This window comes from Lentzea tibetensis, from assembly GCF_007845675.1.
GTDB lineage: Bacteria > Actinomycetota > Actinomycetes > Mycobacteriales > Pseudonocardiaceae > Lentzea > Lentzea tibetensis.
In genome coordinates this window covers 138,920-159,424 of sequence record NZ_VOBR01000010.1, presented here as the reverse complement: position 1 = coordinate 159,424, position 20,505 = coordinate 138,920, and the positions used below count along the sequence as shown (strand labels likewise).

At 70.7% G+C, this 20,505-nt stretch carries 21 protein-coding genes; 6 read left to right on the top strand and 15 right to left on the bottom strand.

All coding sequences use genetic code 11. The annotated features are described in order from the left end of the window. Positions 1 to 30 precede the first annotated feature (30 nt). Positions 31 to 480 carry a GNAT family N-acetyltransferase gene (locus FKR81_RS17905; RefSeq protein WP_146353198.1) on the top strand — a complete coding sequence of 150 codons (450 nt, stop codon included), beginning with the start codon at positions 31 to 33 and terminating at the stop codon, positions 478 to 480. After that, the gene (locus FKR81_RS17900; RefSeq protein ID WP_235921620.1) at positions 477 to 938 is read left to right on the top strand and encodes an SLATT domain-containing protein; all 462 of its coding nucleotides are present in this window, start codon (positions 477 to 479) and stop codon (positions 936 to 938) included. The genes FKR81_RS17905 and FKR81_RS17900 overlap by 4 nt, the downstream gene beginning before the upstream one ends. Here FKR81_RS17900 and FKR81_RS17895 read toward each other — a convergent pair. Beyond that, a complete protein-coding gene (locus FKR81_RS17895; RefSeq protein ID WP_146353196.1) occupies positions 925 to 1,683 on the bottom strand; it encodes an enoyl-CoA hydratase/isomerase family protein in 759 nt (252 codons plus the stop codon). The two genes, FKR81_RS17900 and FKR81_RS17895, sit on opposite strands and share 14 nt — an antisense overlap. Positions 1,684 to 1,685: 2 nt before the next feature. Beyond that, positions 1,686 to 2,639, bottom strand: coding sequence for a magnesium transporter CorA family protein (locus FKR81_RS17890; protein WP_146353195.1), 954 nt, complete (start codon positions 2,637 to 2,639; stop codon positions 1,686 to 1,688). 54 nt (positions 2,640 to 2,693) lie between these two features. On the opposite strand from FKR81_RS17890, the gene FKR81_RS17885 reads away from it, so the two are divergent. Next, complete coding sequence (locus FKR81_RS17885) at positions 2,694 to 4,082, top strand: serine/threonine-protein kinase (protein ID WP_235921619.1); 1,389 nt, start codon at positions 2,694 to 2,696, stop codon at positions 4,080 to 4,082. Between the two features lie 90 nt (positions 4,083 to 4,172). Here the strand turns inward: FKR81_RS17885 and FKR81_RS17880 are convergent, their stop codons facing one another. Both FKR81_RS17880 and FKR81_RS17875 read right to left on the bottom strand, forming a co-directional pair. Continuing rightward, on the bottom strand, positions 4,173 to 5,057 hold the full coding sequence (locus FKR81_RS17880) for a hypothetical protein (protein WP_146353194.1): 885 nt from the start codon (positions 5,055 to 5,057) through the stop codon (positions 4,173 to 4,175). Beyond that, positions 5,050 to 5,583: an RNA polymerase sigma factor gene (locus tag FKR81_RS17875; RefSeq protein WP_268891569.1), complete on the bottom strand. Its 534-nt coding sequence runs from the start codon at positions 5,581 to 5,583 to the stop codon at positions 5,050 to 5,052. The genes FKR81_RS17880 and FKR81_RS17875 overlap by 8 nt, the downstream gene beginning before the upstream one ends. Positions 5,584 to 5,815: 232 nt before the next feature. Between FKR81_RS17875 and FKR81_RS17870 the strand changes: the two genes are divergently transcribed. Together FKR81_RS17870 and FKR81_RS17865 are read left to right on the top strand one after the other, a co-directional pair. Further along, positions 5,816 to 7,108, top strand: a complete 1,293-nt coding sequence (locus FKR81_RS17870) for a cytochrome D1 domain-containing protein (RefSeq protein WP_407936529.1) — start codon at positions 5,816 to 5,818, stop codon at positions 7,106 to 7,108. Positions 7,109 to 7,215: 107 nt separating this feature from the next. Next, positions 7,216 to 9,774 carry a glycoside hydrolase family 97 catalytic domain-containing protein gene (locus tag FKR81_RS17865; protein WP_222598305.1) on the top strand — a complete coding sequence of 853 codons (2,559 nt, stop codon included), beginning with the start codon at positions 7,216 to 7,218 and terminating at the stop codon, positions 9,772 to 9,774. Here the strand turns inward: FKR81_RS17865 and FKR81_RS17860 are convergent. The 6 genes from FKR81_RS17860 to FKR81_RS17835 form a co-directional block, all read right to left on the bottom strand. After that, positions 9,760 to 10,827 carry a hypothetical protein gene (locus tag FKR81_RS17860; RefSeq protein WP_146353190.1) on the bottom strand — a complete coding sequence of 356 codons (1,068 nt, stop codon included), beginning with the start codon at positions 10,825 to 10,827 and terminating at the stop codon, positions 9,760 to 9,762. The genes FKR81_RS17865 and FKR81_RS17860 overlap by 15 nt on opposite strands. Then, positions 10,824 to 11,162, bottom strand: a complete 339-nt coding sequence (locus FKR81_RS17855; RefSeq protein ID WP_146353189.1) for a putative periplasmic lipoprotein — start codon at positions 11,160 to 11,162, stop codon at positions 10,824 to 10,826. Before FKR81_RS17855 ends, FKR81_RS17860 begins: the two co-directional genes overlap by 4 nt. Then, complete coding sequence (locus FKR81_RS17850) at positions 11,135 to 11,911, bottom strand: hypothetical protein (RefSeq protein ID WP_146353188.1); 777 nt, start codon at positions 11,909 to 11,911, stop codon at positions 11,135 to 11,137. The genes FKR81_RS17855 and FKR81_RS17850 overlap by 28 nt, the downstream gene beginning before the upstream one ends. Beyond that, positions 11,908 to 12,927 carry a hypothetical protein gene (locus FKR81_RS17845; protein ID WP_146353187.1) on the bottom strand — a complete coding sequence of 340 codons (1,020 nt, stop codon included), beginning with the start codon at positions 12,925 to 12,927 and terminating at the stop codon, positions 11,908 to 11,910. Before FKR81_RS17845 ends, FKR81_RS17850 begins: the two co-directional genes overlap by 4 nt. Before the next feature lie 83 nt (positions 12,928 to 13,010). Next, positions 13,011 to 13,649, bottom strand: coding sequence for a response regulator (locus tag FKR81_RS17840; RefSeq protein WP_146353186.1), 639 nt, complete (start codon positions 13,647 to 13,649; stop codon positions 13,011 to 13,013). Beyond that, positions 13,640 to 15,169, bottom strand: coding sequence for a sensor histidine kinase (locus FKR81_RS17835; protein ID WP_146353185.1), 1,530 nt, complete (start codon positions 15,167 to 15,169; stop codon positions 13,640 to 13,642). The genes FKR81_RS17840 and FKR81_RS17835 overlap by 10 nt, the downstream gene beginning before the upstream one ends. A gap of 69 nt (positions 15,170 to 15,238) precedes the next feature. Here FKR81_RS17835 and idi point away from each other — a divergent pair, with 69 nt between their 5' ends. Further along, entirely contained in the window at positions 15,239 to 15,814 is a 576-nt protein-coding gene (gene idi, locus FKR81_RS17830; protein ID WP_146353319.1) for an isopentenyl-diphosphate Delta-isomerase, read from the top strand. On the opposite strand, the gene FKR81_RS17825 is transcribed toward idi, so the two are convergent. The 5 genes from FKR81_RS17825 to FKR81_RS17805 are packed head-to-tail and all read right to left on the bottom strand — an operon-like array spanning position 15,811 to position 20,443. Further along, a complete protein-coding gene (locus FKR81_RS17825; protein WP_146353184.1) occupies positions 15,811 to 16,413 on the bottom strand; it encodes a GNAT family N-acetyltransferase in 603 nt (200 codons plus the stop codon). The two genes, idi and FKR81_RS17825, sit on opposite strands and share 4 nt — an antisense overlap. Beyond that, positions 16,407 to 17,933: an amidohydrolase gene (locus FKR81_RS17820; RefSeq protein WP_146353318.1), complete on the bottom strand. Its 1,527-nt coding sequence runs from the start codon at positions 17,931 to 17,933 to the stop codon at positions 16,407 to 16,409. Before FKR81_RS17820 ends, FKR81_RS17825 begins: the two co-directional genes overlap by 7 nt. Continuing rightward, the gene (locus FKR81_RS17815; RefSeq protein ID WP_146353183.1) at positions 17,933 to 18,322 is read right to left on the bottom strand and encodes an acyl-CoA thioesterase; all 390 of its coding nucleotides are present in this window, start codon (positions 18,320 to 18,322) and stop codon (positions 17,933 to 17,935) included. The genes FKR81_RS17820 and FKR81_RS17815 overlap by 1 nt, the downstream gene beginning before the upstream one ends. Continuing rightward, a complete protein-coding gene (locus FKR81_RS17810; RefSeq protein ID WP_146353182.1) occupies positions 18,319 to 19,704 on the bottom strand; it encodes an AMP-binding protein in 1,386 nt (461 codons plus the stop codon). The genes FKR81_RS17815 and FKR81_RS17810 overlap by 4 nt, the downstream gene beginning before the upstream one ends. After that, positions 19,697 to 20,443 carry an enoyl-CoA hydratase/isomerase family protein gene (locus FKR81_RS17805; protein WP_146353181.1) on the bottom strand — a complete coding sequence of 249 codons (747 nt, stop codon included), beginning with the start codon at positions 20,441 to 20,443 and terminating at the stop codon, positions 19,697 to 19,699. Before FKR81_RS17805 ends, FKR81_RS17810 begins: the two co-directional genes overlap by 8 nt. Positions 20,444 to 20,505 lie beyond the last annotated feature (62 nt).

Sequence of the window (20,505 nt, the reverse complement as noted above, 5' to 3'; positions counted from 1 at the left end):
GCGAACGTCTACTGGAGTGGACACCCGCGAGTGGCAGGGCGCGGCGAGCTGAGGTCTCTCGACCCGGCGGACGCCGCCGTGGTCGCGAGCTGGCCCAGCTCAGCCGAGGAGACCCGGCTGTGGTGTTCGGCCTCCTCGGTCTCGGCCGAGGAGATCACCGGGTGGGCGGGTTTCGGGCTCTACGCGGACGAGCTCGTCGGCTACGGCGAGGTCTGGGTCGACGACGACGAGGTGGAGCTGGCCCGGCTGATCGTCGCTCCGCATGCACGCGGCCGCGGTGTCGGCCGCGAGCTGGTCGCCAGGCTCGTCGAGCAGGCGCTGGCGCATCACCCGAGCATCTTCATGCGAGTGCACCCGGACAACGCACGCGCGTTGCGGTGCTACGCCGGAGCGGGGTTCGTCCGGGTGTCCCAAGCTGACGCGGATGAGTGGAATCGGCTCCAGCCGACCCTCTACGTGTGGCTAACCTACGCCGCGTGAGCGATCTTCCGACCGGCCTGACCCCGTTGGAACTGGCGAAGCTGGTGCTGACCCGCATCGAGGACGCCAACGGCTACGCGAAGGTGCGCAAGCAGCGCTTTCGCTGGAAGTCCGTGGCCGTGCGGGTGTCGGTGCTCGTGATGACCGCGGCGTCCACGATCATCCTCGGCCTGCAGAACCTGAACCCGTGGACCGGCACGGCGTTCTCGCTCGTCGCCATCGCGACCGTGGTGGGCGCGCTGGAGCCGTTCTTCGCGTGGCGCTCGCTGTGGGTGTTGATGGAGGAGGCCGCCTACCGCTTCTACCGCCTGCACGACGAGCTCGAGTACTACCTCGCGTCGGTGCCGCCGGACGAGCTGGACGCCCGGCGGATCCGCGAGGTGTTCGACGAGTACCAGGGCATCTGGGACCGGCTCAGCAACCGGTGGTTGCAGTACCGCGAGATCAGCGACCGCTGAACCTCGCCTTGCCCGGTCCGTCGGCCAGGAACGACCGGACGGCGTTGGGCAGGTCCTCGGTGTCGTAGAGGTCGGCCGCGATGGACGTGACGTGCTCGTCGGCCGCCGCGACGCCACCGGACTCGAAGTGCGCCAGCACCTTCTTCGTCGCGGCGTGCGCCCGCGTCGGCCCGGAGGCCAGCTCCTGGGCGAACGAGCGGGCCGCGTCGTCGAAGCCCTCGTCGGGCAGGACGCGGTTGACGACGTTCCACCGCTCCAGCGTCTCGGCGTCGTAGCGGCCGCCGGTCATCACGAACTCCTTGGCCCGGCCGACGCCGGCGCGAGCGGCCAGGCGCTGGGTGCCGCCCATGGTCGGGGTCAGGCCGACGACCTTCTCCACGAGCCCGAACGACGCGCGCCGCGCGGCGAGCAGGATGTCGCACGCGACCGCGATCTCGAACGCCCAGGTCAGGCACAGCGCGTGCGCGGCGAAGACGGTCGGGATCTCCAGCGCGGCGATCCGCTGCGGCAGCAGCAGCATCCGGTCGAACAGCGCCTTGGCCTCGGTGCGCGAGGACTGGGCCGCGAAGACCGACACGTCGACACCGCCGCTGACGACCTTGCCGTCGGCGCGGATCAGCAGCGCCCGCGCGTCGCCCAGCTGCGACAGCGCGGCGTGGAACTGGGCGTCCAGCTCCGGGGTGTACAGGTTCAGCGGCGGGGCCGAGATGGTGATGACCGCGAGACCGTTCGAGACGTGGATCATGTTCACAGCCAATCACGCCTTTTGAACATCGCGTAGAGGTAAACGGACAGAACCACGATGCCGACCGTCGACATCCAGACCCCCCACGGCTGTTCGAAGCCGGGGTACGGGACGTTCATGCCGTAGTAGCCGCTCACCGCGGTCGGCACGGCGATGATCGCCGCCCAGCTCGTCACCTTCTTCATGATCAGGTTGAGCCGGTTGCCCTGCACGTTGAGCTGCGCCTCGCGCAGGTTCGTGACCAGCTCGCGCATCGACTCGGTCAGCTCGAACGTGAACAGCGCGTGGTCCTTGACGTCGTGGTAGTACGGCATCAGCTCGTCGCTGACCAGTCCGTTCCCCGTGGTCATGAGCGAGCCGAGCACCTCGCGCATCGGCAGCGCGACCTTTCGCAGCTCGGCCAGCGCCCGGCGCAGCCGCAACGCCTTGCGGCCCAGGTTCGGGCGCTCGTCGAAGATCTCGTCCTCGAGCGCCTCGATCTCGTCGTCGAGCTGCTGCGCCGTCGCGTAGTGCCCGTCCACGACCGCGTCGAGCAGGCCGTGCAGCAGGAAGCCGACGCCGTTGTTCACCAGATCGGACGCACGGTCCCAGCGGGCCGTCAGCGTGCTGACGTCGAAGGAGTCGCTCTGGCGCACGGTCAGAAGCACCTGATCGGTGATGAACGCGTCGATCTCCGTCGTGACCATCGTCTCGTCGTACTCGACCGCGTAGGCGGTCAGGAAGAGGTGCGACGGGTACCGGTCGAGCTTGGGCCGCTGGTGCTCCTGGAAGGCGTCCTCGATGGCGAGCTCGTGCAGCCCCAGCTCGTCGCGCACCAGCTCGATCTCGTGTTTCTCCGGTGCGCAGAGGTCGAACCAGATGATGTTCTCGGGTGACTTCACCAGCTCCGCGAGGCGTGTGATCGGGAAGTCGGATTCGACGAGCGCGCCGTCGCGGTAGAGCCGGGAACGAACCATGACTGTCAAAGATACGTAGAACTACGCAGACACTCGCCCGCTACCCTCGAACTGGTGAAGGTGGAGCAGCCCCAGCACGTCGGCGACTACCTGCTCGTCAGCAGGCTCGGTCGTGGTGCCATGGGGACGGTCTACCTCGGACAGGGCCGGGACGGGCGTCAGGTCGCCGTCAAGGTGGCTCGGGCCGAGCTGGCTGACGACCCCCGGTTCCGCGAGCGCTTCCGCCGCGAGGTGGAGATGGCGCGGGCTGTCGGTGGCGGCGCGACCGCCGCCGTCGTCGACTTCGACACGCGGGCCGCCCGGCCGTGGATGGCCACCCAGTACGTGCCCGGCCCGAACCTGCAGGAGGCCGTCGAGTCGCACGGCCCGCTGCCCGAGCACCACGTGCGCAGGCTCGCCGAGGGCCTCGCGGAGGCGCTGTCGGCGATCCACCGCGCCGGGCTCGTGCACCGCGACCTCAAGCCGTCCAACGTCCTGCTCGCGCCGGACGGGCCGCGGGTGATCGACTTCGGCATCTCGCGCGCGCTGGAGCACACCGCGCTCACCGAGACCGGCATGGTGTTCGGCACGCCCGGATTCCTGTCACCGGAGCAGATCACCGGCCAGGAGGTCGGCCCGGCCTCCGACGTGTTCTCGCTCGGCGCGGTGCTCGTCTACGCGGCCAGCGGCAACGGGCCGTTCGGCGAGGGCCCGACCTCGACGCTGCTGTACCGCGCGGTGCACAGCGCGCCTGAGCTCGGCGAGGTGCCCGCGTCGCTGCGCCCGCTGGTGACCCGCTGCCTGCACCGCGACCCGGTGCGCCGTCCCGATCCGGCCGAGATCACGCAGCTGCTGACGGTCAAGGCGCCGGCGACGGCGCCCGCGGTGAAGCCGCCGACCAAGGCACTCGTGAAGCCGCCGACCAAGTCGCTGGTGAAGGTGCCGTCGGTCAAGGCGCCCGAGGCGTCCACGCCACCGGGTGCGAAGTTCGCGACGTCGCGGATCGTGCCCGCGACGTGGGGCGCGCTCAACATGGCCGTCGCGCTGCTCGCCGCCGCCATCGCGGACCCGGCGGCCGGCGCCAACGGCGCGACGCAGCTGCTCGCGATCGCCGCGTTCGTCGTGCTGATGATCAGGGCGGCGCGGTTCTTCAGCATCGCGGTGCGCCGCAAGATGACGCTCGAGGTGAGCCGCGAGGGCATCGCGGTCACGCGGGCTGGCGTGTTCAAGCAGTACTGGTGGTACGAGCTGGCGCGCGTCCGCGTCGTGCCGCACCGGCGCCGCCCGTGGCTCGTGGTGTGGCTGAAGGAACCGGTGCGCCGCCGGTTCTTCCGCTCGCACCACGGCGGTGTGCGCCTCTACCCCGTGGCGCACGAACGGTCCCGGCGGCGGCGTGACCGCGACACGCACGAGCTGCGCGCCGCGCTCGCCTGGTACCTGCCGCGCGCCTACGACCCGCGTTAGGAGCTCGGCACGCAACGTTGGCCGGGCAACTGGCGTGCCATGAGGGGAGCTTTGCAAGCGCTGACCGCCATGAAAGCTCCCCTCATGGCATCAGCCGGATGGCATCTTGTCGGCCGCCTCGACGGTGATCTCGACCGAGTCCAGCACGGTGTCCGACGGCAGCCGGGACGGGGTCGGCACGAGTCGTTCGTAGCCGAGGAACCGGCCGCTCACCGGATCCACCTTCAGCCTCAGCCTGCCGCCGTCCAGCACCGAGTCCAGCTCGATCCACTCACCGGTGTAGCGCGCCGCGGGCACGAGCGCGAGCAGGCGGTAGACCTTGGCCTGCTCCTTGTTGGTCGTGAACGGGTAGTCGAGCCGGCTCCACGCGCCGTCGAAGACCTCGTGCGGCCTGGCGGGGTTGTTCCGCGCGTTCTCGAGCTCTTCCGCGGTCACGGCGGGCATCTCGCAGGGCGTGAGCGGGCAGTACCCGCGCAGGTCCGGTGGCAGCTCGGGAGCCGGGCGGTTCGCCAGCACGGACTCCGGCTCGGTGCCGCCGATCCAGCGGACTCCGCCCGTCGCCCGGTTGCTGAACCCGACCTGCTGGCCGGCCGCGGCGGGCACCCAGTACTCGACCAGGAACTCCTCGGCGTAGGTGTACCAGCGGTTGGCACCCAGCTCCACGGTGCGCCCCGTCCAGACCCGCCTGGTCACGTGGCGGTAGGGGCCGGACGGTTCCGGGATCGCGTCCAGCCGGTCCGCCGCCTCGGTGAGCGACGGCGCGGGGGCCAGCGGCAGCACGTGGTCCGGCAGGCGGAAGAAGACCGCGATGCCGGTGATGAGCACGACGACGGCCGCGGCCGCGACGGCGCCCGTCCAGTCGCGGCGGCGCTTCCGCGGGGCGAACAGCTTCTCGCGCAGTGCCGCCAGCGCGGCGTCGTCGCCGGGGCGCTGCGGGTAGAGCTCGGCGATCTCGATGTCGAGGTCGTCACGCATCGACCTGTGCTCCCTTCAGCTTCTGGCGCAGGCGGTGCAGTCGTGACCGCGCGGTGGCCGGGTTCATGCCGATCGCGATGGCGGCGTCGTGCGTGCTGAGGCCCGCGAGTGCGGTCAGCAGCAACAGGTCGCGGTCGTCCGCGCTGAGCCGCGCCAGCTCGCCGGCCAGCCTCCGCAGGTGCGACTGGGCGTCGATCCGCGCCACGACGACGGTCTCCAGCGCCTCCGCGGTGACCATGTCGATGCCGTAGCGCTCGGCGGCCCGCAACAGGCGCAGCTCGCGTTTCACGTGTCCGCGCAACAGGTTCGTGGCGATGCCGTACAACCAGCCGACGACGCTGCCGCGTTCGGCGTCGTAGCTCTCGTGCACGCGCATCGCGGTCAGGAACGTCTCGCTGACGAGGTCGTCGGCGACGTGCGCGCCGACCCGCCGCGCGAGGTAGCCGCGCAGCTGGCCCGCGTGGTCGTCGAACAGCTCGGCGAACATCACGCACCTCATTGGCTCGCCGTGGCGACCGTGTTGCACTTGTGTGATCCAGGTCACTTCTAGTGCGGTCGTCCCGCGCTCGTCAACCTACTGCGGTTACGCGGAGACAGAGCCGTATCACCGCGGGTTGTGCGCAGGCCGCTTATTCGGGAATCGGCTAACGGAACCGGCTGCGGTCGCGATGCCCTGACTAGGTCGGGATCCCGCGCGCCCAGGAGGCAAGCACATGCGGTTGCGTCCACTTGTGACGGTTGCGGCCGTCACAGCGGCAATGGTGGTGGCTCCGGCCTCCGCCGCTCCCGCTGGACGAGTACTCGGCTACGTCGCGAACAACGGTGGCGGCGTGTCCGTCATCGACACCGCGACCAACACGGTGACCGAGACCGTCACGGACAGCGGAGGCAGTTCTCCGTACATGGTGGACGTGGCGTTCGACGGCCGCCGCGGCTACGTCACGAACATCCGTGACAACACGCTCACAGTCATCGACACGCCGACCAACTCGGTGCAGACCTCGATCCCCGTCGGGCCCCGTCCCGCTGGTGTCGCGGTCGCTCCGGACGGCGGGCACGTCTACGTCACCAACTACGACGGCGGCTCGGTGTCCGTGGTGGACGTCGCGACCATGGCGGTCACGGCGACGATCCCGGTCGGTCCGAACCCGGACGGCGTGACCCTCACGCCCAACGGGCTGTTCGCCTACATCGCGCACGACCAGTCGTCGCCGTCCGGCACGGTGACCGTGCTCGACACGACGACGAACACGGTCGCCACGACCATCGCGGTCGGCAACACGCCGACGGCCGTCGACGTCACACCGGACGGCTCGAAGCTGCTGGTCGTGAACAAGCTGTCGAACAACGTGTCGATCGTCAGCACGGCGACGAACGCGGTGGTCGGCACGGTCGGCGTCGGCATCACGCCGCACGGCGTCGCGGTGTCGCCGAACGGCGCGCGCGCCTACGTGACCAACAGCAACTCGGGCAACGTCAGCGTGATCGACCTGGCGTCCGCCTCGGTGGCGGGCACGGTCGGTGTCGGCGACCGTCCGATCAGCGTGGCCTTCACCCCGGACGGCGCGAAGGCCTACGTCACGAACTTCAACAGCGGCACCGCTTCCGTGATCGACACGGCCGCGCTCGCGGTCACCGCCACGGTTCCGGTCGGTGTGAACCCGGTGGGTGTGGCGATCCAGTTCGTCCCGCCCGCGCCGACGAAGCTCGTCGCCGGGAACGCGGTGCTCACCATCCGCCTGCTCGGGTTCACCGTTCGCGGCCTGAACGCCAAGCTGACCGAGACCAAGACCGGTGCGCCGGTCGCCGGCCAGAAGGTCACGTTCACCACGGTCAAGGGCGGCAAGCTGTGCAGCGCCAACACGGATGCGACCGGTGTCGCCAAGTGCGACGCGGACGTGCCGCTGCTGGTCGGGCTCGGCACGCTGTTGCAGGGTTACACCGCGAGCTTCGCGGGCAACAACCAGCACGCCTCGTCCACCGGCCACGGCTCGATCGCCCTGCTCGCGGGCGGCGCGTCGTCGGTGAGGGTGGTCGTCGGCAGGCGCTGAGCGTTCAGGGTTGTTTCATCCCTTGACTCGGTCGAAAGCCCCGGCATACGGTCCGATTCATTGGATGTCTCCGGTGACCGCCGCCCCGGATCACGAGGGGAGTGTCCGTGGCGGTGAGAACCGTGACCCTGTGCGCACTGGTGGCAGGGCTGATAGTCGTGCCACCAGCATCGGCGCAGTTCAACGGGCCTAAAGCGGTAGTCACGAACGACAGCGCCACGGGCACCGTGGCGCTGTCGGTGACGGTCGGCGGGAAAACGGTGCTGGACCCGTCGCCCGTCGGAATCATCACCGAACGATCGGACCTTTCGAAGAACCTGAAGCCGGTCGGACGCAGTCAGCGCAAGGTGCTCGAGCGCTACGAGACGACGGTCGGCAAGAAGCGGAACAGGTTCGTAGACGCGACCGAGACGACCTACGAGTACGTGGGTGCCGGGGGAGCGCGGCTCGACCTCGTCGTGCGCACGTCCCGCGACGGTGTCGCGTACCGGTACGAGCTGCCGCAGGACACCGGCGCGGTGCTCGGCGAGGCGTCGGCGTTCCACGTCCCCGCGACCGCGACCGCGTGGCTCGCCAAGTTCCGGCGCGACTACGAGAACCCGTTCATCCAGATGACCGCGGGCACCGCGGAGCAGGCCGAGTACATGCACCCGGCGCTGTTCGACGTCGGCGGGACGTACCTGTTCGTCAGCGAGTCCGATGTGGACGGCCGCTACTCCGGCGGGCACCTGGTGCACACCGGCGCCGGCAAGTTCCAGATGAAGCTGTGGGACGAGAAGGTGCTCGTCAGCGGTGCGCTCAAGACGCCGTGGCGCACGATGATCGTCGGCAGCCTCGCGACCGTCACCGAGTCGACGCTGGTCGACGACCTGGCGCCGCCGTCGCGCATCCGCGACACGTCGTGGATCAAGCCCGGCCCGGCCGTGTGGACGTGGATCGCCGGTGGCCGCGGCGCGCAGCAGGACCTCGTGCGGCAGAAGGAGTTCGTCGACTACGCGGCGGCGCGCGGCTGGCCGTACGTGGTGGTCGACGCCGGGTGGTACGACGACCCGAACTGGCGGCAGACCAGCTGGATCCCCGAGCTGGTGCAGTACGCCGCCGCACGCGGGGTCGGCATCCACACGTGGGTGCGGTTCAGCAGCGTCGACACGCCGGACAAGCGCAAGGACTACCTGCCGTACCTGGAGAAGTGGGGCGTGCAGGGCCTGAAGATCGACTTCATGGACTCCGACGGCCAGGAGCGCTACCGCTGGTACGACGAGATCCTGCCCGAGACCGCGAAGATGCACTTCCTGATCAACTTCCACGGCGCGACGCTGCCGCACGGCATCCACCGCACGTGGCCGCACGTCATGACCACTGAGGCCGTGCACGGCGCGGAGAAGTCGACCGGCGTCACGACGTCGCACCTGACCGCGCTGCCGTTCACCCGCAACGTGGTCGGCGGCATGGACTACACGCCCGGCGCGTTCCACCGCACCAACCGCAGCAACACCGACGGCGGCGAGCTGGCGCTGTCCGTGCTGTTCGAGTCCGGCATCCAGAACCTCGCCGGACGGCCCGACTCCTACGACGCGCGTCCGCTGGTGCGCTGGTTCCTGGAGCAGACGCCGACCGCGTGGGACGAGACGCGGCTGCTCTCCGGTCGCCCGACCGAGAGCATCGTCATGGCGCGGCGCAGCGGCGACCGCTGGTTCGTCGGCGGCGCGGTGTCCGGTGACGCGCGCACGCTCGACCTGCCCGCGCTCGGCAACGGCAAGTGGCTCGTCGAGGTCGTCCGCGACGGCACCGGCGCGCTCGTCAAGGAAGACCACGTGACGTCGGAGAAGCTGTCGATCCCGGTCGCCAAGGACGGCGGGTTCGCGGCGCTCGCGTGCCGGTGGCGGCCCGGCCGCACGACGTGCGCGGAGCCGACCTACGGCGTGCCGCCGACCACCGTGGTCACCACGCCCGCGCAGGTGTCCGTGCAGCCCGGCCAGTCCTTCGAGATCGGCAGCACGTTCACCAACACCTCCACCCAGCCGCTCTACGAGGTGACGTTCGCGCCGCGCCTCCCGGACGGCTGGAACCTGCGGTCCGCACCGGTGCGCGCCTTCCGCGTCGCACCCGGTGAGTCGATCAGTGGCAAGTGGACGGTCACCGTCGGCGCGAACCCGGTCGTCGGGCTGACGGACGTGCCCGCGGTCGCGAAGTACAAGCCGTTCCTGCACGGGCGCGGCACGTTCGAGGCGGAGAAGGCGACCCGCACGCACGTGTGGAAGCCGTTGCCCGCCGGGCAGTCCTACGTCGCGGGCAACGACCGCTCGGTCGAGGGCCGGACGCTCACCACCGGTGGCGTGCGGTTCGGCAAGGGCATCGGCACCACGCCCGCCGAGGTGACCGTGGCCTTGGGCACCTGCAAGGCGTTCAACGCCACGGTCGGCGTGGACGACGAGGTCGACGGCCGCGTGGACCGCGCGTTCGCCGGTGGAACCGTGGTCTTCTCGGTCATCGGCGACGGCCGGGTGCTCTACCAGAGCGCGGTGCTGAAGTCGACCGACCAGGCGCTGCCGATCACCGCGGACGTCACCGGCGTGAAGTCGTTGACGCTCAAGGTGTCCGACGGCGGTGACGGCACGAGCCTCGACAACGCGGTGTGGGGTGACGCCCGGCTAACCTGCGAATAGCAGGGCCAGCCCGCCCGCTGTGTAGCCGACCATCAACAGCAGCAGCGGCACCTGACCCGTCAGGTGCCGCTGCTTCGGCAGCAACGCGAGCGTCCGGTCGTGCGCGGACACCACCGCCACGAGGTGCCCGGTGAGCACCGCGACCACCTGCACGGTCGCCACGATCACCGGCGCGGCAAGGGTTTCGTCAGCGCGAACGCTCTGGTCGAACACCCGCTGCCCCTCGATCACGAGCAACGAGTAGTAGTGCGCGACCACGTACCCCGCGATGATCGGGATCAACGAGTGCGCCAGCGGCCCGCCGAGCAACCGCGTGCACAGCAGGTAACTTCCCGCCACCACGGCGATCGCGACCACCAGGCCCAGCGCGTCCGGCAGCCCCCAGCGCGCCCACGTCGGCGTCGAGCCGATGCTGTCGAACGCCGTCGACCCGAGGCACACCGCGATCACCGCGACCAGACCGGGCCGCACGGGCGTGCTCATCAACCGCCGGAACGGGTTGCCGTGCAAGGGGGACAGGCGACCGAGCAGGGTCGAGTACACCTCGAACCCGTCCGCACGCGCGAACCACGTCGGCCCGAACACGACACCACCGGCGACGTTGACCACCGCGTACGCCACGAGGAACCACGGCAGCGCGTGCGGCGACACCAGCTCGACCCAGGTGAAAGCGAGGAGAGACAAGGCGGCCGGCCAGTGCCCGAGCCGCGGCGGGTAGGCGTGCCCGAGTGAGAAGCGGGCCGCGAAGCGCAACGGGTTCAGCACCCGCCACACCGGCCCGAGCAGCATCGACGCGAACGCCACGCCCACCCACAGCAGGACGAAGACCAGGTGCGGCCACGAGGGCACGAACAGCAGTCCCACCAGCACGAGCAGCCGCACCGGCCACCAGTCGCGGCCCTCCTCGTCCGGCGACGGCGTGAAGCGCGGCCTCGTCCACAGCAGACCGAGCCCGAGGAACGACGCGAGCAACGCGATCGCGGCGCCCTGCAGCACCAGGTCGAGCGGCAGCGGCAGGTCGTGCCGCTCACCCACGCCGTGGGCGAGGATCACCGCACCACCAGCTGCGCCAGCAGGGTGTCCGGGTGCGCCTCGACCTCGAACGTGCCCGTGCGGTCCGCCACGAACTTCAGCGACGCCGGCTTGCCGGCCGATGCCGTGGCCAGCACGTCGAACCCGTGCACGTGCACCTCGGCGTCCTTGGTGCTGGTCACCGTGATCTCCACCTGCTGGCCGCGACTCACGGAGGTGCGCTGCGGCGACGAGTTGTCCACGGAGAGGTTCAGCACCACCGGACCGGTCTCTGCGGTGGGTGCGGCGGAACACCCGGCCAGCATCAGCACGAGCAGCAGCCACCGGATCATGCCGCGGTTTCCCTTCTCATCCACGAAAATCCCCCCACCGCCAGCGCGAGCCCGCCGCCCAGCGTGATCGCGACCAGCGCCCGGTCGAGGTCCGCGCTGCCCGCGAACGGCAGCTGCGCGAACCGGAAGCTGTCGAAGTCCGGGATGCTCGCCACGACGAGCATCGCCCCCACGGTCGCCGCGACGAACGCCGTCGCGGGTTTGCGCGCGACCGCCGCGCCCGCGCACAGCACGGCGAGCGGCCAGCACACCAGCCCGACGCCGCTGGCGCCGACGAACAGCGGCAGGAACGATCCGCCGGTCACCACCATCGTGGAACCGAGCGCGTGCGCCACGTTCGCGGCCGTCACCAGCACCGTGGCCACGGCCAGCCAGGCGAGTCCGCGGCCGAGGAACACGCCGAGAGCGGCCACCGCCACGGTGATCAGCAACCACATCAGCGCGTTCGGGGCGTCATACCTGGTGGTGGTGCCCCGGACCACCGACTCGCCCAGCGGGATCTGCCAGGTGTCGGCGGTGGTGCGGTCGTCGCGAAACCGCGCCGTCTCGCCGGGGCGCACCGTGCGGCCGGCGATCACCAGCGGTGCCGAGCCGTCGTTGCGGACCTCGAGCTGCGTGCCGTGGTTGATCATCCGCACCTGGACGCCCGAGAGCGGTGGGTCGACGGACGTCACCGCGCTGAGGTGGTTCTGCGGCGTCAGCCCGCCCGCGTGCGCGTGCGCGACCGGCGTGCCGACGAGCAGGAGACCCAGCACCAGCAGCAGCACCCTCACAGCCGGACCGGCACCGGCTTCGGCACGAACAGCACCGCGAGCAGCAGGCCGCTGAGCGCCGCGACGAGCGGCACGCCGGTCCACGTCTCGGTGACGGTCGGGAACCTGCCCGTCAGCACGATCGCGCCGCCGAAGTAGAACAGCCACGTGATCAGCGGCATGAGGAACCCGAACAGCCGGTACTGCACGACCCGCTGCTCGGACGGCCGCAGCTTGACCAGCAGCAGGTCGGTCGCGACACCGGACAGGACCAGCGCGGCGGCGATCCCCAGGTTGGAGAACGCGGTGATCGACGCGCTCAGCCCGGCCACGATGACCTGCACCGTCGTCGCGGTGCCGAACGGCAGCGTCCAGCGGCGCGCGGCGAACAGCAGCGGCGCCAGCATGACCAGGTTCGTGACGAAGATCGACGCGGTGAGCTTGCCGACGATGCCCGTCGACTTGCCCTGCTCGTACGAGAACCGCTCGACGATCGCCTCGGCCGGGTAGACCGTCGCGTCCGCGTACTGGAGGAACAACAGCACCAGCGACGCGCAGAAACCCAGTGACAGCAAGGCGGGGAACGACGGCTTGTCGCGCGAGGTGTCCAGCCACGCGGTGCGCAGCGGCGTCGCCATGATGACGATCATCGCCGCGGCGAGCCCGAGGTGCGTGGGGCTGAACAGGATCTCGATGTCGGTCTCGATGCCCAGGATCGAGTGCCACGTGTAGTCCAGCACGCCCATCACCGCGAACACCGGCAGTGCCAGCACGGCGGGCCCGTACCCGACCGGCACGGCGTTCAGCCCGCGTCTGCCCTGCTGGTAGTTGCGGTAGACGAGCCAGCAGATCCACGCGGCGGTCGCCGAGAAGCCCGAGTAGAAGACCGCGTGCCACGGCGTGAAGAACGACTCCAGCTCGGTCAGGTTTGAGTGCGCCCAGGCGTCGAGGAACAGCCCCACCGAGAACCAGGTCCCCAGCACCACCGTGATCACGTCCGCTTTGGTACCGGCCCTCGTCCGGCCCTGTTGCAGCATGATCCCAGCGTGACGATCACCGGCCGCGTCACACCAGCGTGCTGGCCTCATGAAGGAGGTGCGGTTAACCGCACCATCTTTAGTTACCCGTTGAGATACCGGAGGACCGCGAGCACCCGCCGGTGGTCGTGCGGGCTCGCGGACAGGTCGAGCTTCGTGAAGATGTTCGTGCAGTGCTTCTCGACCGTGCGCTCGGCGATCGTCAGCCGCTGCGCGATGGCCTGGTTCGTGCGGCCCTCGGCCATCAGCGCGAGCACCGCGCGTTCCCGTTCGGTCAGCTGGTCGTCGTTCTGCCGCTGCCGCACCAGCAGCTGGCTGATCACCGTCGGGTCGAACGCGGACCCGCCCGCCCCGACCCGCCGGATGGCCGCCGCGAACTCCACCAGGTCCGACACCCGGTCCTTGAGCAGGTAACCGACGCCGTCCGCGCCCGTGTCGAGCAGCTCGGCGACGTAGCTGACCCGGACGTACTGCGACAGCACCAGCACCCCGGTGTTCGGGTGGTCCGTGCGCAGCTCGATCGCCGCGCGCAGGCCCTCGTCCGTGTGCGTCGGCGGCAGCCGGATGTCGACCAGCGCCACGTCCGGCGCGGTCTGCTCCACGGCGTCGAGCAGCCCGTCCGCGTCCTCCACCGCCGCCTCGACCTCGAAGCCCGCCTCGGCGAGCAGCCTGGTGAGGCCCTCGCGCAGCAACGTCGAGTCCTCCGCGATGACTACCCGCACGGCAGCTCCGCGCGCAGGCTCGTGCCGCGGCCCGGTTCGCTCGTGACGTGCAAAGTTCCCCCGCTCGCCTCCACGCGGTCGGTGAGACCGCGCAGCCCTGACCCCCGTGCGGCGTCCGCGCCGCCGCGCCCGTCGTCGTCGACGCGCACCACCAGGGTGCCAGCTCGGCTGGCGATCGCGATCTCGGTGCGCGTCGCGGCGGCGTGTTTGACCACGTTGGCCAGCGCTTCGGCGACGACGTAGTACGCGGTCGTCTCCACCTGGGGCGGCAGCGGATCGGTCAGCGCGATCGTCAGGTCGACCCCCGTGGTGACGGCGGTCAGCTCGCGCACCGCGCCGTGCAGGCCGCGCTCGGTCAGCACCGGCGGGTGGATGCCGTGGCACAGCGCGCGGAGCTCGTCGATGGTCGCCAGCACCGTGGTCTTGGCCTCGGACGTCAGCCGCTGCGACTTGTCGGGCGGCGTCGCCTCGGCGAGGCCCAGCGTCATGGCGACGGACAGGAGTCGTTGCTGCACGCCGTCGTGCAGGTCGCGCTCGATGCGCCGCCGCTCGGTCTCCGCGGCGCGCAGCACCCGGTCGCGCGACTCGGCGAGCTGCCGCAGCTGAGCGCGCAGCTCGGCGGTGAGGCGCTCGTTGTCCAGCGTGAGCGCGACGGTCGCGCAGGCCGCGTCGACCAGCTCCGGGTTGTCGAGCAGCACGGGGTCGTGCGCGAGCAGGGCGACCCGCTTGTCGCCGCGGTTGACCTGCGTCAGCACGGAGTCCGGGTCGTGCGTCATGGGGTTGCCGTCGGCCTCGACGTACCGCTGCTGCTCGGCCAGCCAGTAGCCGACCCGCAGGCCGGGGTCGTGCAACGCCGTGGCCAGCGCGTCGCGCACGCTCGCCCGGTGGTGTGCCGCGCTGAGCCGCACGACCAGGTCGGCGACGGCACCGCGGTCCATCCGCCTGCGCACCAGACCGGCGAGGTGGGCGATCGGGATGCCGCTCATCGACAGCACCAGCGCGAAGTACGGCGGCTCCATCCCCGCGCGGTACGCAGGCTCCCACGCCGTGAACACCAGCACCGCCACCACGGACGCGACGCCCATCGCGGTGAGCGTGCGGCGCTGCGCCGGGCTGCTGCACGTCCACTGCCGCACCAGCAGCACGAGCATGCACGCGCCCACAACGGCCGTCATCAGCGGTTCGGCGTCGACCACCGGCCGGCCCCACGAGGTCTGGTGCGCGACGACCAGCACGAGCATCTCGGCGTAGGCCGTGGCGACCACCACGCGCCGCGCCGGGGTGCGCAGCTTGCCCGTCGGGAACGCGACGACCAGGTGCCCGAGCATCGGCGCCCAGGCCTTCTGCGGGAGGGTCAGCAGGAACCCGTTGTCGTCCAGCCAGAAGTTCAGCATCCAGCTCACGCCTGCCAGCGCCATCAGCACGCCGGTCGGGTTGCCCGGCTGCGCGCGCCTGCTGACCACGCCGGTGCCGACGAACAGCAGACCGCTCACCACGTTCAGCACGTGCCCCAGCACCATGCCGACAACGTACCGAGACCGGCCGATTGGGCGTCGGATCAGCGCGGTGGGTACGTTCGGCTGATGACTGTGGAGCAGGTCGTCCTGTTGGCCGAGAACGGCACCGCGATCGGTGTCGAGGACAAGGCCGTGGTGCACCACGCCGACACGCCGCTGCACCTGGCGTTCTCCAGCTACGTCTTCGACGCGTCCGCGCGGGTCATGCTGTCGCGCCGCGCGCTGCACAAGAAGACGTGGCCAGGCATCTGGACGAACACCTGCTGCGGCCACCCGCTGCCCGGCGAGGACGTCACGTCCGCCGTGGTGCGGCGGCTCGACGACGAGCTCGGCATCACCGGCGTGACGCCCGAGCTCGTGCTGCCGAAGTTCCGCTACCGGGCCGTCATGGCCGACGGCATCGTCGAGAACGAGATGTGCCCGGTGTTCCGGGTCGTCTCCGACGTCGTCGCGGCACCCAACCCGGATGAAGTCGACTCGGTCGAGTGGGTGCCGTGGGACGAGTTCGTCCCGTCGGTGCTCGACGGCACCCGCGACATCTCGCCGTGGTGCCGCCTCCAGGTCGCCGAGCTGGTCGAGCTCGGCCCGGACCCGCTGAAGTGGGAGACCGGCGACGCCGCCGACCTCCCGCCCGCCGCCCGTCCCTAGGTCCTGGTGGGCAGCGCCGACAGGGTGCGCTGAACGACCGGGTCGTGCGCGGGCAGGCCATAACGGTGCAGGTAGACGCCGCGCACGAGGTCCGGCACGTCGATTGGATCCATTCCGGCTGGATCCGTTGCGGCGCCGAGGTTCGCGGCCATCAGCAGCATCGGGTGGGTGTCGTCGCCGTGCGGCGGCAGGTAGTCGCGCACTGGCAGGAGCTGCGCGCCCAGCCGTTCGTAGAACGCGATGCGGCGCTCGCGGATGACGACCTCGGCCGGCGCGGTGTCGTGCTCGGCCGGGTCCTCGACGTCGTAGACGATCCGGCTGTAGCGGGCGGCGAGGTGCGCGGTGATCGCGTGCCACAGCCGGGTGCCCGCGCCGTTGCCCCGCGAGGCGGCGACGAAGTAGCGCAGGAACACCCACCCGGTCGGGCCGAGCGGCCGCAGCACGGCCAGGCCCTGCGGATGGGAGTCCATCAGCACCAGCGCCTCGTCGGCCAGCAGGTCGGCGAACGGCGCGCGCAGGCGTGCCCCGAAGCCGTCCTCGTAGATGTCCCGCACTTCGCGCAACGTCGCCTCGTCGAGTGCGGAAGCGTTGATCAGCATCGGAACTTTCCACCCACCATGGTCCTGAGCACCGAGATGTCCTTGATGCGGTCGGTTGTCGTCGGGTCGCCGTCGAGCACGACGAGGTCGGCGAGCTTGCCGGTCGACAAGGTGCCCTTCACGTGCTCCTGGTGCGACGCGTAGGCGGACCCGATCGTGAAGGCGCGCAACGCGTCCAGCCCGCTCACCGCCTCGTCGGCGTTGAACACCGCACCGGACGACGTGCGCTGGTTGACCAGGTCGTGCATGCCGAGCAACGGCGCTCCTTGCACGACCGGACGGTCGGAGCTGCCCGGCACGACGAGTCCGGCGTCGAGCAGCGTCCGGTGCCGGTACGCCCACTTCGACCGCTCGGCACCGAGCGCGCGCAGCATGCCGTCGCCGATCTCGTTGACGAAACGCCCCTGCGGGACGGGAACCACGCCGAGCTCGGCCGCGCGCACCACCTGGTCCGGGCGGGCGACGCCGAAGTGCTCGATGCGGTGGCGCGGGTCGTCGCGCGGGAACTCCTGTTGCGCCAACGCGTACGCGTCCAGCACGAGGTCGATGGCCGCGTCGCCGATCGCGTGCGTGGCCACCCGCCAGCCGGACCGGTGCGCGTCGACGATCTTCCGCGTCAACGCGTCGGCCGACGACTGGAGGTAGCCGCGTTCACCGGGCGTGTCGGCGAAGTCGTGGCACATCGCGGCGGTGTGCCCGATGAGCGAGCCGTCGGAGAACACCTTGACCGGCCCGATGCTCAGCCAGTCGTCGCCGAACCCGCTGCGGATGCCCAGGTCCAGTCCGAACGACGAGCCGACCGGGTGCAGCACGTCGGACGCCACCATCAGCTCGACGCGGACGTGCAGCTTCCCCCGCTCGCGCGCGAGCTGGTACGCCTCGAGCTCGACCGGGCTCTTGCCGATCCACCCGCCGCCGATGCCCGCCTCGACGCAGCTCGTGATGCCGTCGGCCAGGTACTGCCGCCCGGCGCGGTCGATCGCGTCGACCAGCACGTCCGTCGGGTACGGCAGCACCAGCGCGTTGACCAGCGACTGCGCCTGCTCCTCCAGCAGCCCGGTGTCCCAGTGCACGACCCCGCCGTCGACCTCGCCGCGCGGCAGCAGGTCCAGCACGGCCGAGCTGACCACGCACATGTGCCCGCTGGTGTGCTTGAGCCACACCTTGCGGCCGGGTGCGATGCGGTCGAGCACCTCGCGGACCGGGTGCCCGCCGGTCTTGTTCTGGTCGTACCCGGACCCGATCAGCCAGTCGCCCGCGGGCGCCGCGGCCACCCGTGCGTAGAGCTCGTCCAGGCTGTCCGCTCGAAGGTCCACTTCGGACAGTGAGAGTCCGTACCAGGCCATGTGGTTGTGCGCGTCGTGGAAACCGGGCACCACGACGGCGCCGTCGAGGTCGATGGTCTCGTGCGCGGGCACGTCCTCCAGCGCCACGATCCGGTCGCCGAGGATCGCGATCGCGTCGGCCGGGCCGTCGAGCGTCACGAACTTCGCGTTGCGCAGCAACAGATCCGCTGTGATCACAGTGACGCGAACCTCTCCCGGTACCAGTCCGTCCACGGCGCGGGCCGTCCCGTCTCCGGGTCGACCTTCACGATCACCCGGTACCCGGACGCGTAGTCGCCGCAGCGGAACCCGTACCGCGCGCTGGTCGTGCCGATCTTGTCTGCGGTGATCTCCACCCGCAGCACGCCGGGCGCGGTGAACGCCCGGTGGAACTCGATGTGGAACTCGCGCACCACGTAGTGCAGATCGGGATCGCGCTCCGCGAACGACGCCCACTCCTTGCCGAGCGACTCGAACAGCGCCGACTGCGCCCGCTCCACGTGCAGCGCGAACCGCGCGTTGTGCAGCGTGCCGTTGAGGTCGAGCTCGTCGAAGTAGACCGGGCTGTCCCAGACGAAGCTCATGACTCCGCCAGCAGGTGCTTGGCGACCCGCTCGGACGCGGTGCGCGGCAGGTCGTCGCGGAACTCCCAGAACCGGGGGACCTTGAACGACGCCAGCCGGTCCGCGCAGTACGCGGTGAGCTCGTCTTCGGTGGCCGTCGAGACGACGAACGCCTTGACCTCCTCGCCGCGGATCTCGTCCGGCACGCCGACGACGGCAGCCAGCGTGACCAGCGGGTGGCTGAGCAGGACCTCTTCGACCTCGTGCGCCGCGACGTTCTCGCCGCCGCGCCGGATCATGTCCTTGCGCCGCCCCAGGTGGTAGACGCGCCCGTCGTCGTCGATCCGCGCCAGGTCGCCGGTGGCGAACCAGCCGTCGACCGGCTCGTGCCCGAGGTAGCCGTCCATCATGCCGGGACCGCGCAGCTGCAGCTCGCCGTCGACGACGCGCGCCTCGCGGTGCGCGGCCGGCCTGCCGAGGCAGCCGGTGCCGACCAGCTCGTCGTGGTCGTCGGCGCCGACCCGGATGTCCGCGCCCGTCTCGGTCATGCCGAACGCCTCGTACCAGCCGACACCCCACCGGTCTTCCAGCATCTCGTGCAGCTGCGGCGGGATCGCCGAGCACTGCACCGCACGCACCCTGTGTTCCCGGTCCAGTGGGCCTTCCGGCATGCGCAGCAACAACGTCGGCATCGCGCCGAGGCAGTAGAAGTAGGTGACCCCGTGGGAGCGGACGGAGTCCCAGAACGTCGACGGGTGGAAGCCGTCCAGCACCACCAGATGCGCGCCTGCCATCAGCGCGGCGATGACGTTCCACTGCGGGTCGATGTAGTGGAACGGTTGCGCCGTCAGCATCACGTCGTCGGACGTCAGGTGCGGGAACTCGGTCAGCAGGCTGCCGCCGAGCGTCGTCCAGTAGGTGTGCGAGAGCACGCACCCCTTGGGGCTGCCGGTGGTGCCGGACGTGAACTGGATGTTCGCCGTCGCCTCGGCGGGCACCGGCTCCTGCGCGAAGCCGTCGGCGGGCGCGAGGTCGTAGAACACCGGTGGCGTCGAGGGAACCTGCTCCAGCAGCGGGCGGAACTCCTCGGTCGTCACGATCGCCTTGGCACCGGACGTGCGCAGCAGGTGCTCGGTGTCGTGGGTGCGGTACTTGACGTTCACCGGCACCATCGCCGCACCCAGCCTGGCCAGCGCGAGCCAGGTCAGCGGGAACTCGGGCACGTTGCACAGCAGCACCGCGACCCGGTCACCGGCCTGGATCCCCTTGAGCCGCAACGCCTGCGCGTACCCGGCGGTGAGCCGGTCGACGTCGGCGAACGTGAAGGTCCGGTCGAACGTCCACGCGGGACGGTCCGGCCACCGCGCGGCGGCCCGCTGGACGACGGTCGCGAGGTCAGCCACGGTTGAACTCCTCCCGTGGCGCGTCCCCCTCGCCGGAGAGACTGGTGATGATCGCGTGCTCGACCTCGGTCGCGAGCGCGGCCTCGACCGACGAGTCCAGCCCCAGGTCGAGCACCTTCTTGGCGAGACTGACGGCGGTGCGCGGCCGCGCGGCGACGCGTTCGGCGATCTCGATCGCCTGCTTCTCGTGCTCGCCGGGCGGCGTGACGCGGCTGATCAGGCCGATCTTCGCGGCTTCGGCGGCGGGCACGCGGTCGCCGAGCAGCAGCAGTTCCTTGGCCTTGGCGAGCCCGACGAGGTGGGGGAGCAGCCGCGAGATGCCGCCGGTGACGCTCAGCCCGACGCTGACCTCGGGGAACCCGAACTGCGCGTCCTCGGACGCCACGACCAGGTCGCACGCGAGCGCGAACTCGCAGCCCGCGCCCAGCGCGTACCCGTGCACGGCGGCGACCACGACGCCGGGGAAGCGGCGGATCAGCCTGGTCACGTCCTGGATCTGCTCCAGCCGGGCCCTGGTCTCGGTGACGGTCTCGACCGGCTCCGGCTCCTTGAGGTCGTGCCCGGCGCAGAACGCGCGCCCGTTGCCGGAGAGGACGACCGCGGCGGCGCCGTCCCGCGCGGCGCGTTCCAGCGCGTCGATCAACCCGCTGGTCAGCGCTGGGACGACGGCGTTGAGGCGCTCGGGCCGGTTGAGGTGGATGTGCGCGACACCGTCGCGGCACACGTATTCGACGACCACTCGACACCCTCCTCGCGTTCCCGATCGATCGATCGATCGGGCATGATGATGGTGCGGGTTTC

Coding starts and splice junctions, on each gene's coding strand:
- FKR81_RS17880 (WP_146353194.1), bottom strand. CDS start 5,057: ATGCGTGACGACCTCGACATCGAGATCGCCGAGCTCTACCCGCAGCGC.
- FKR81_RS17870 (WP_407936529.1), top strand. CDS start 5,816: ATGGTGGTGGCTCCGGCCTCCGCCGCTCCCGCTGGACGAGTACTCGGC.
- FKR81_RS17815 (WP_146353183.1), bottom strand. CDS start 18,322: ATGAGCTTCGTCTGGGACAGCCCGGTCTACTTCGACGAGCTCGACCTC.
- FKR81_RS17890 (WP_146353195.1), bottom strand. CDS start 2,639: ATGGTTCGTTCCCGGCTCTACCGCGACGGCGCGCTCGTCGAATCCGAC.
- FKR81_RS17895 (WP_146353196.1), bottom strand. CDS start 1,683: ATGATCCACGTCTCGAACGGTCTCGCGGTCATCACCATCTCGGCCCCG.
- FKR81_RS17825 (WP_146353184.1), bottom strand. CDS start 16,413: ATGCTGATCAACGCTTCCGCACTCGACGAGGCGACGTTGCGCGAAGTG.
- FKR81_RS17845 (WP_146353187.1), bottom strand. CDS start 12,927: ATGCTGCAACAGGGCCGGACGAGGGCCGGTACCAAAGCGGACGTGATC.
- FKR81_RS17835 (WP_146353185.1), bottom strand. CDS start 15,169: ATGGTGCTGGGGCACGTGCTGAACGTGGTGAGCGGTCTGCTGTTCGTC.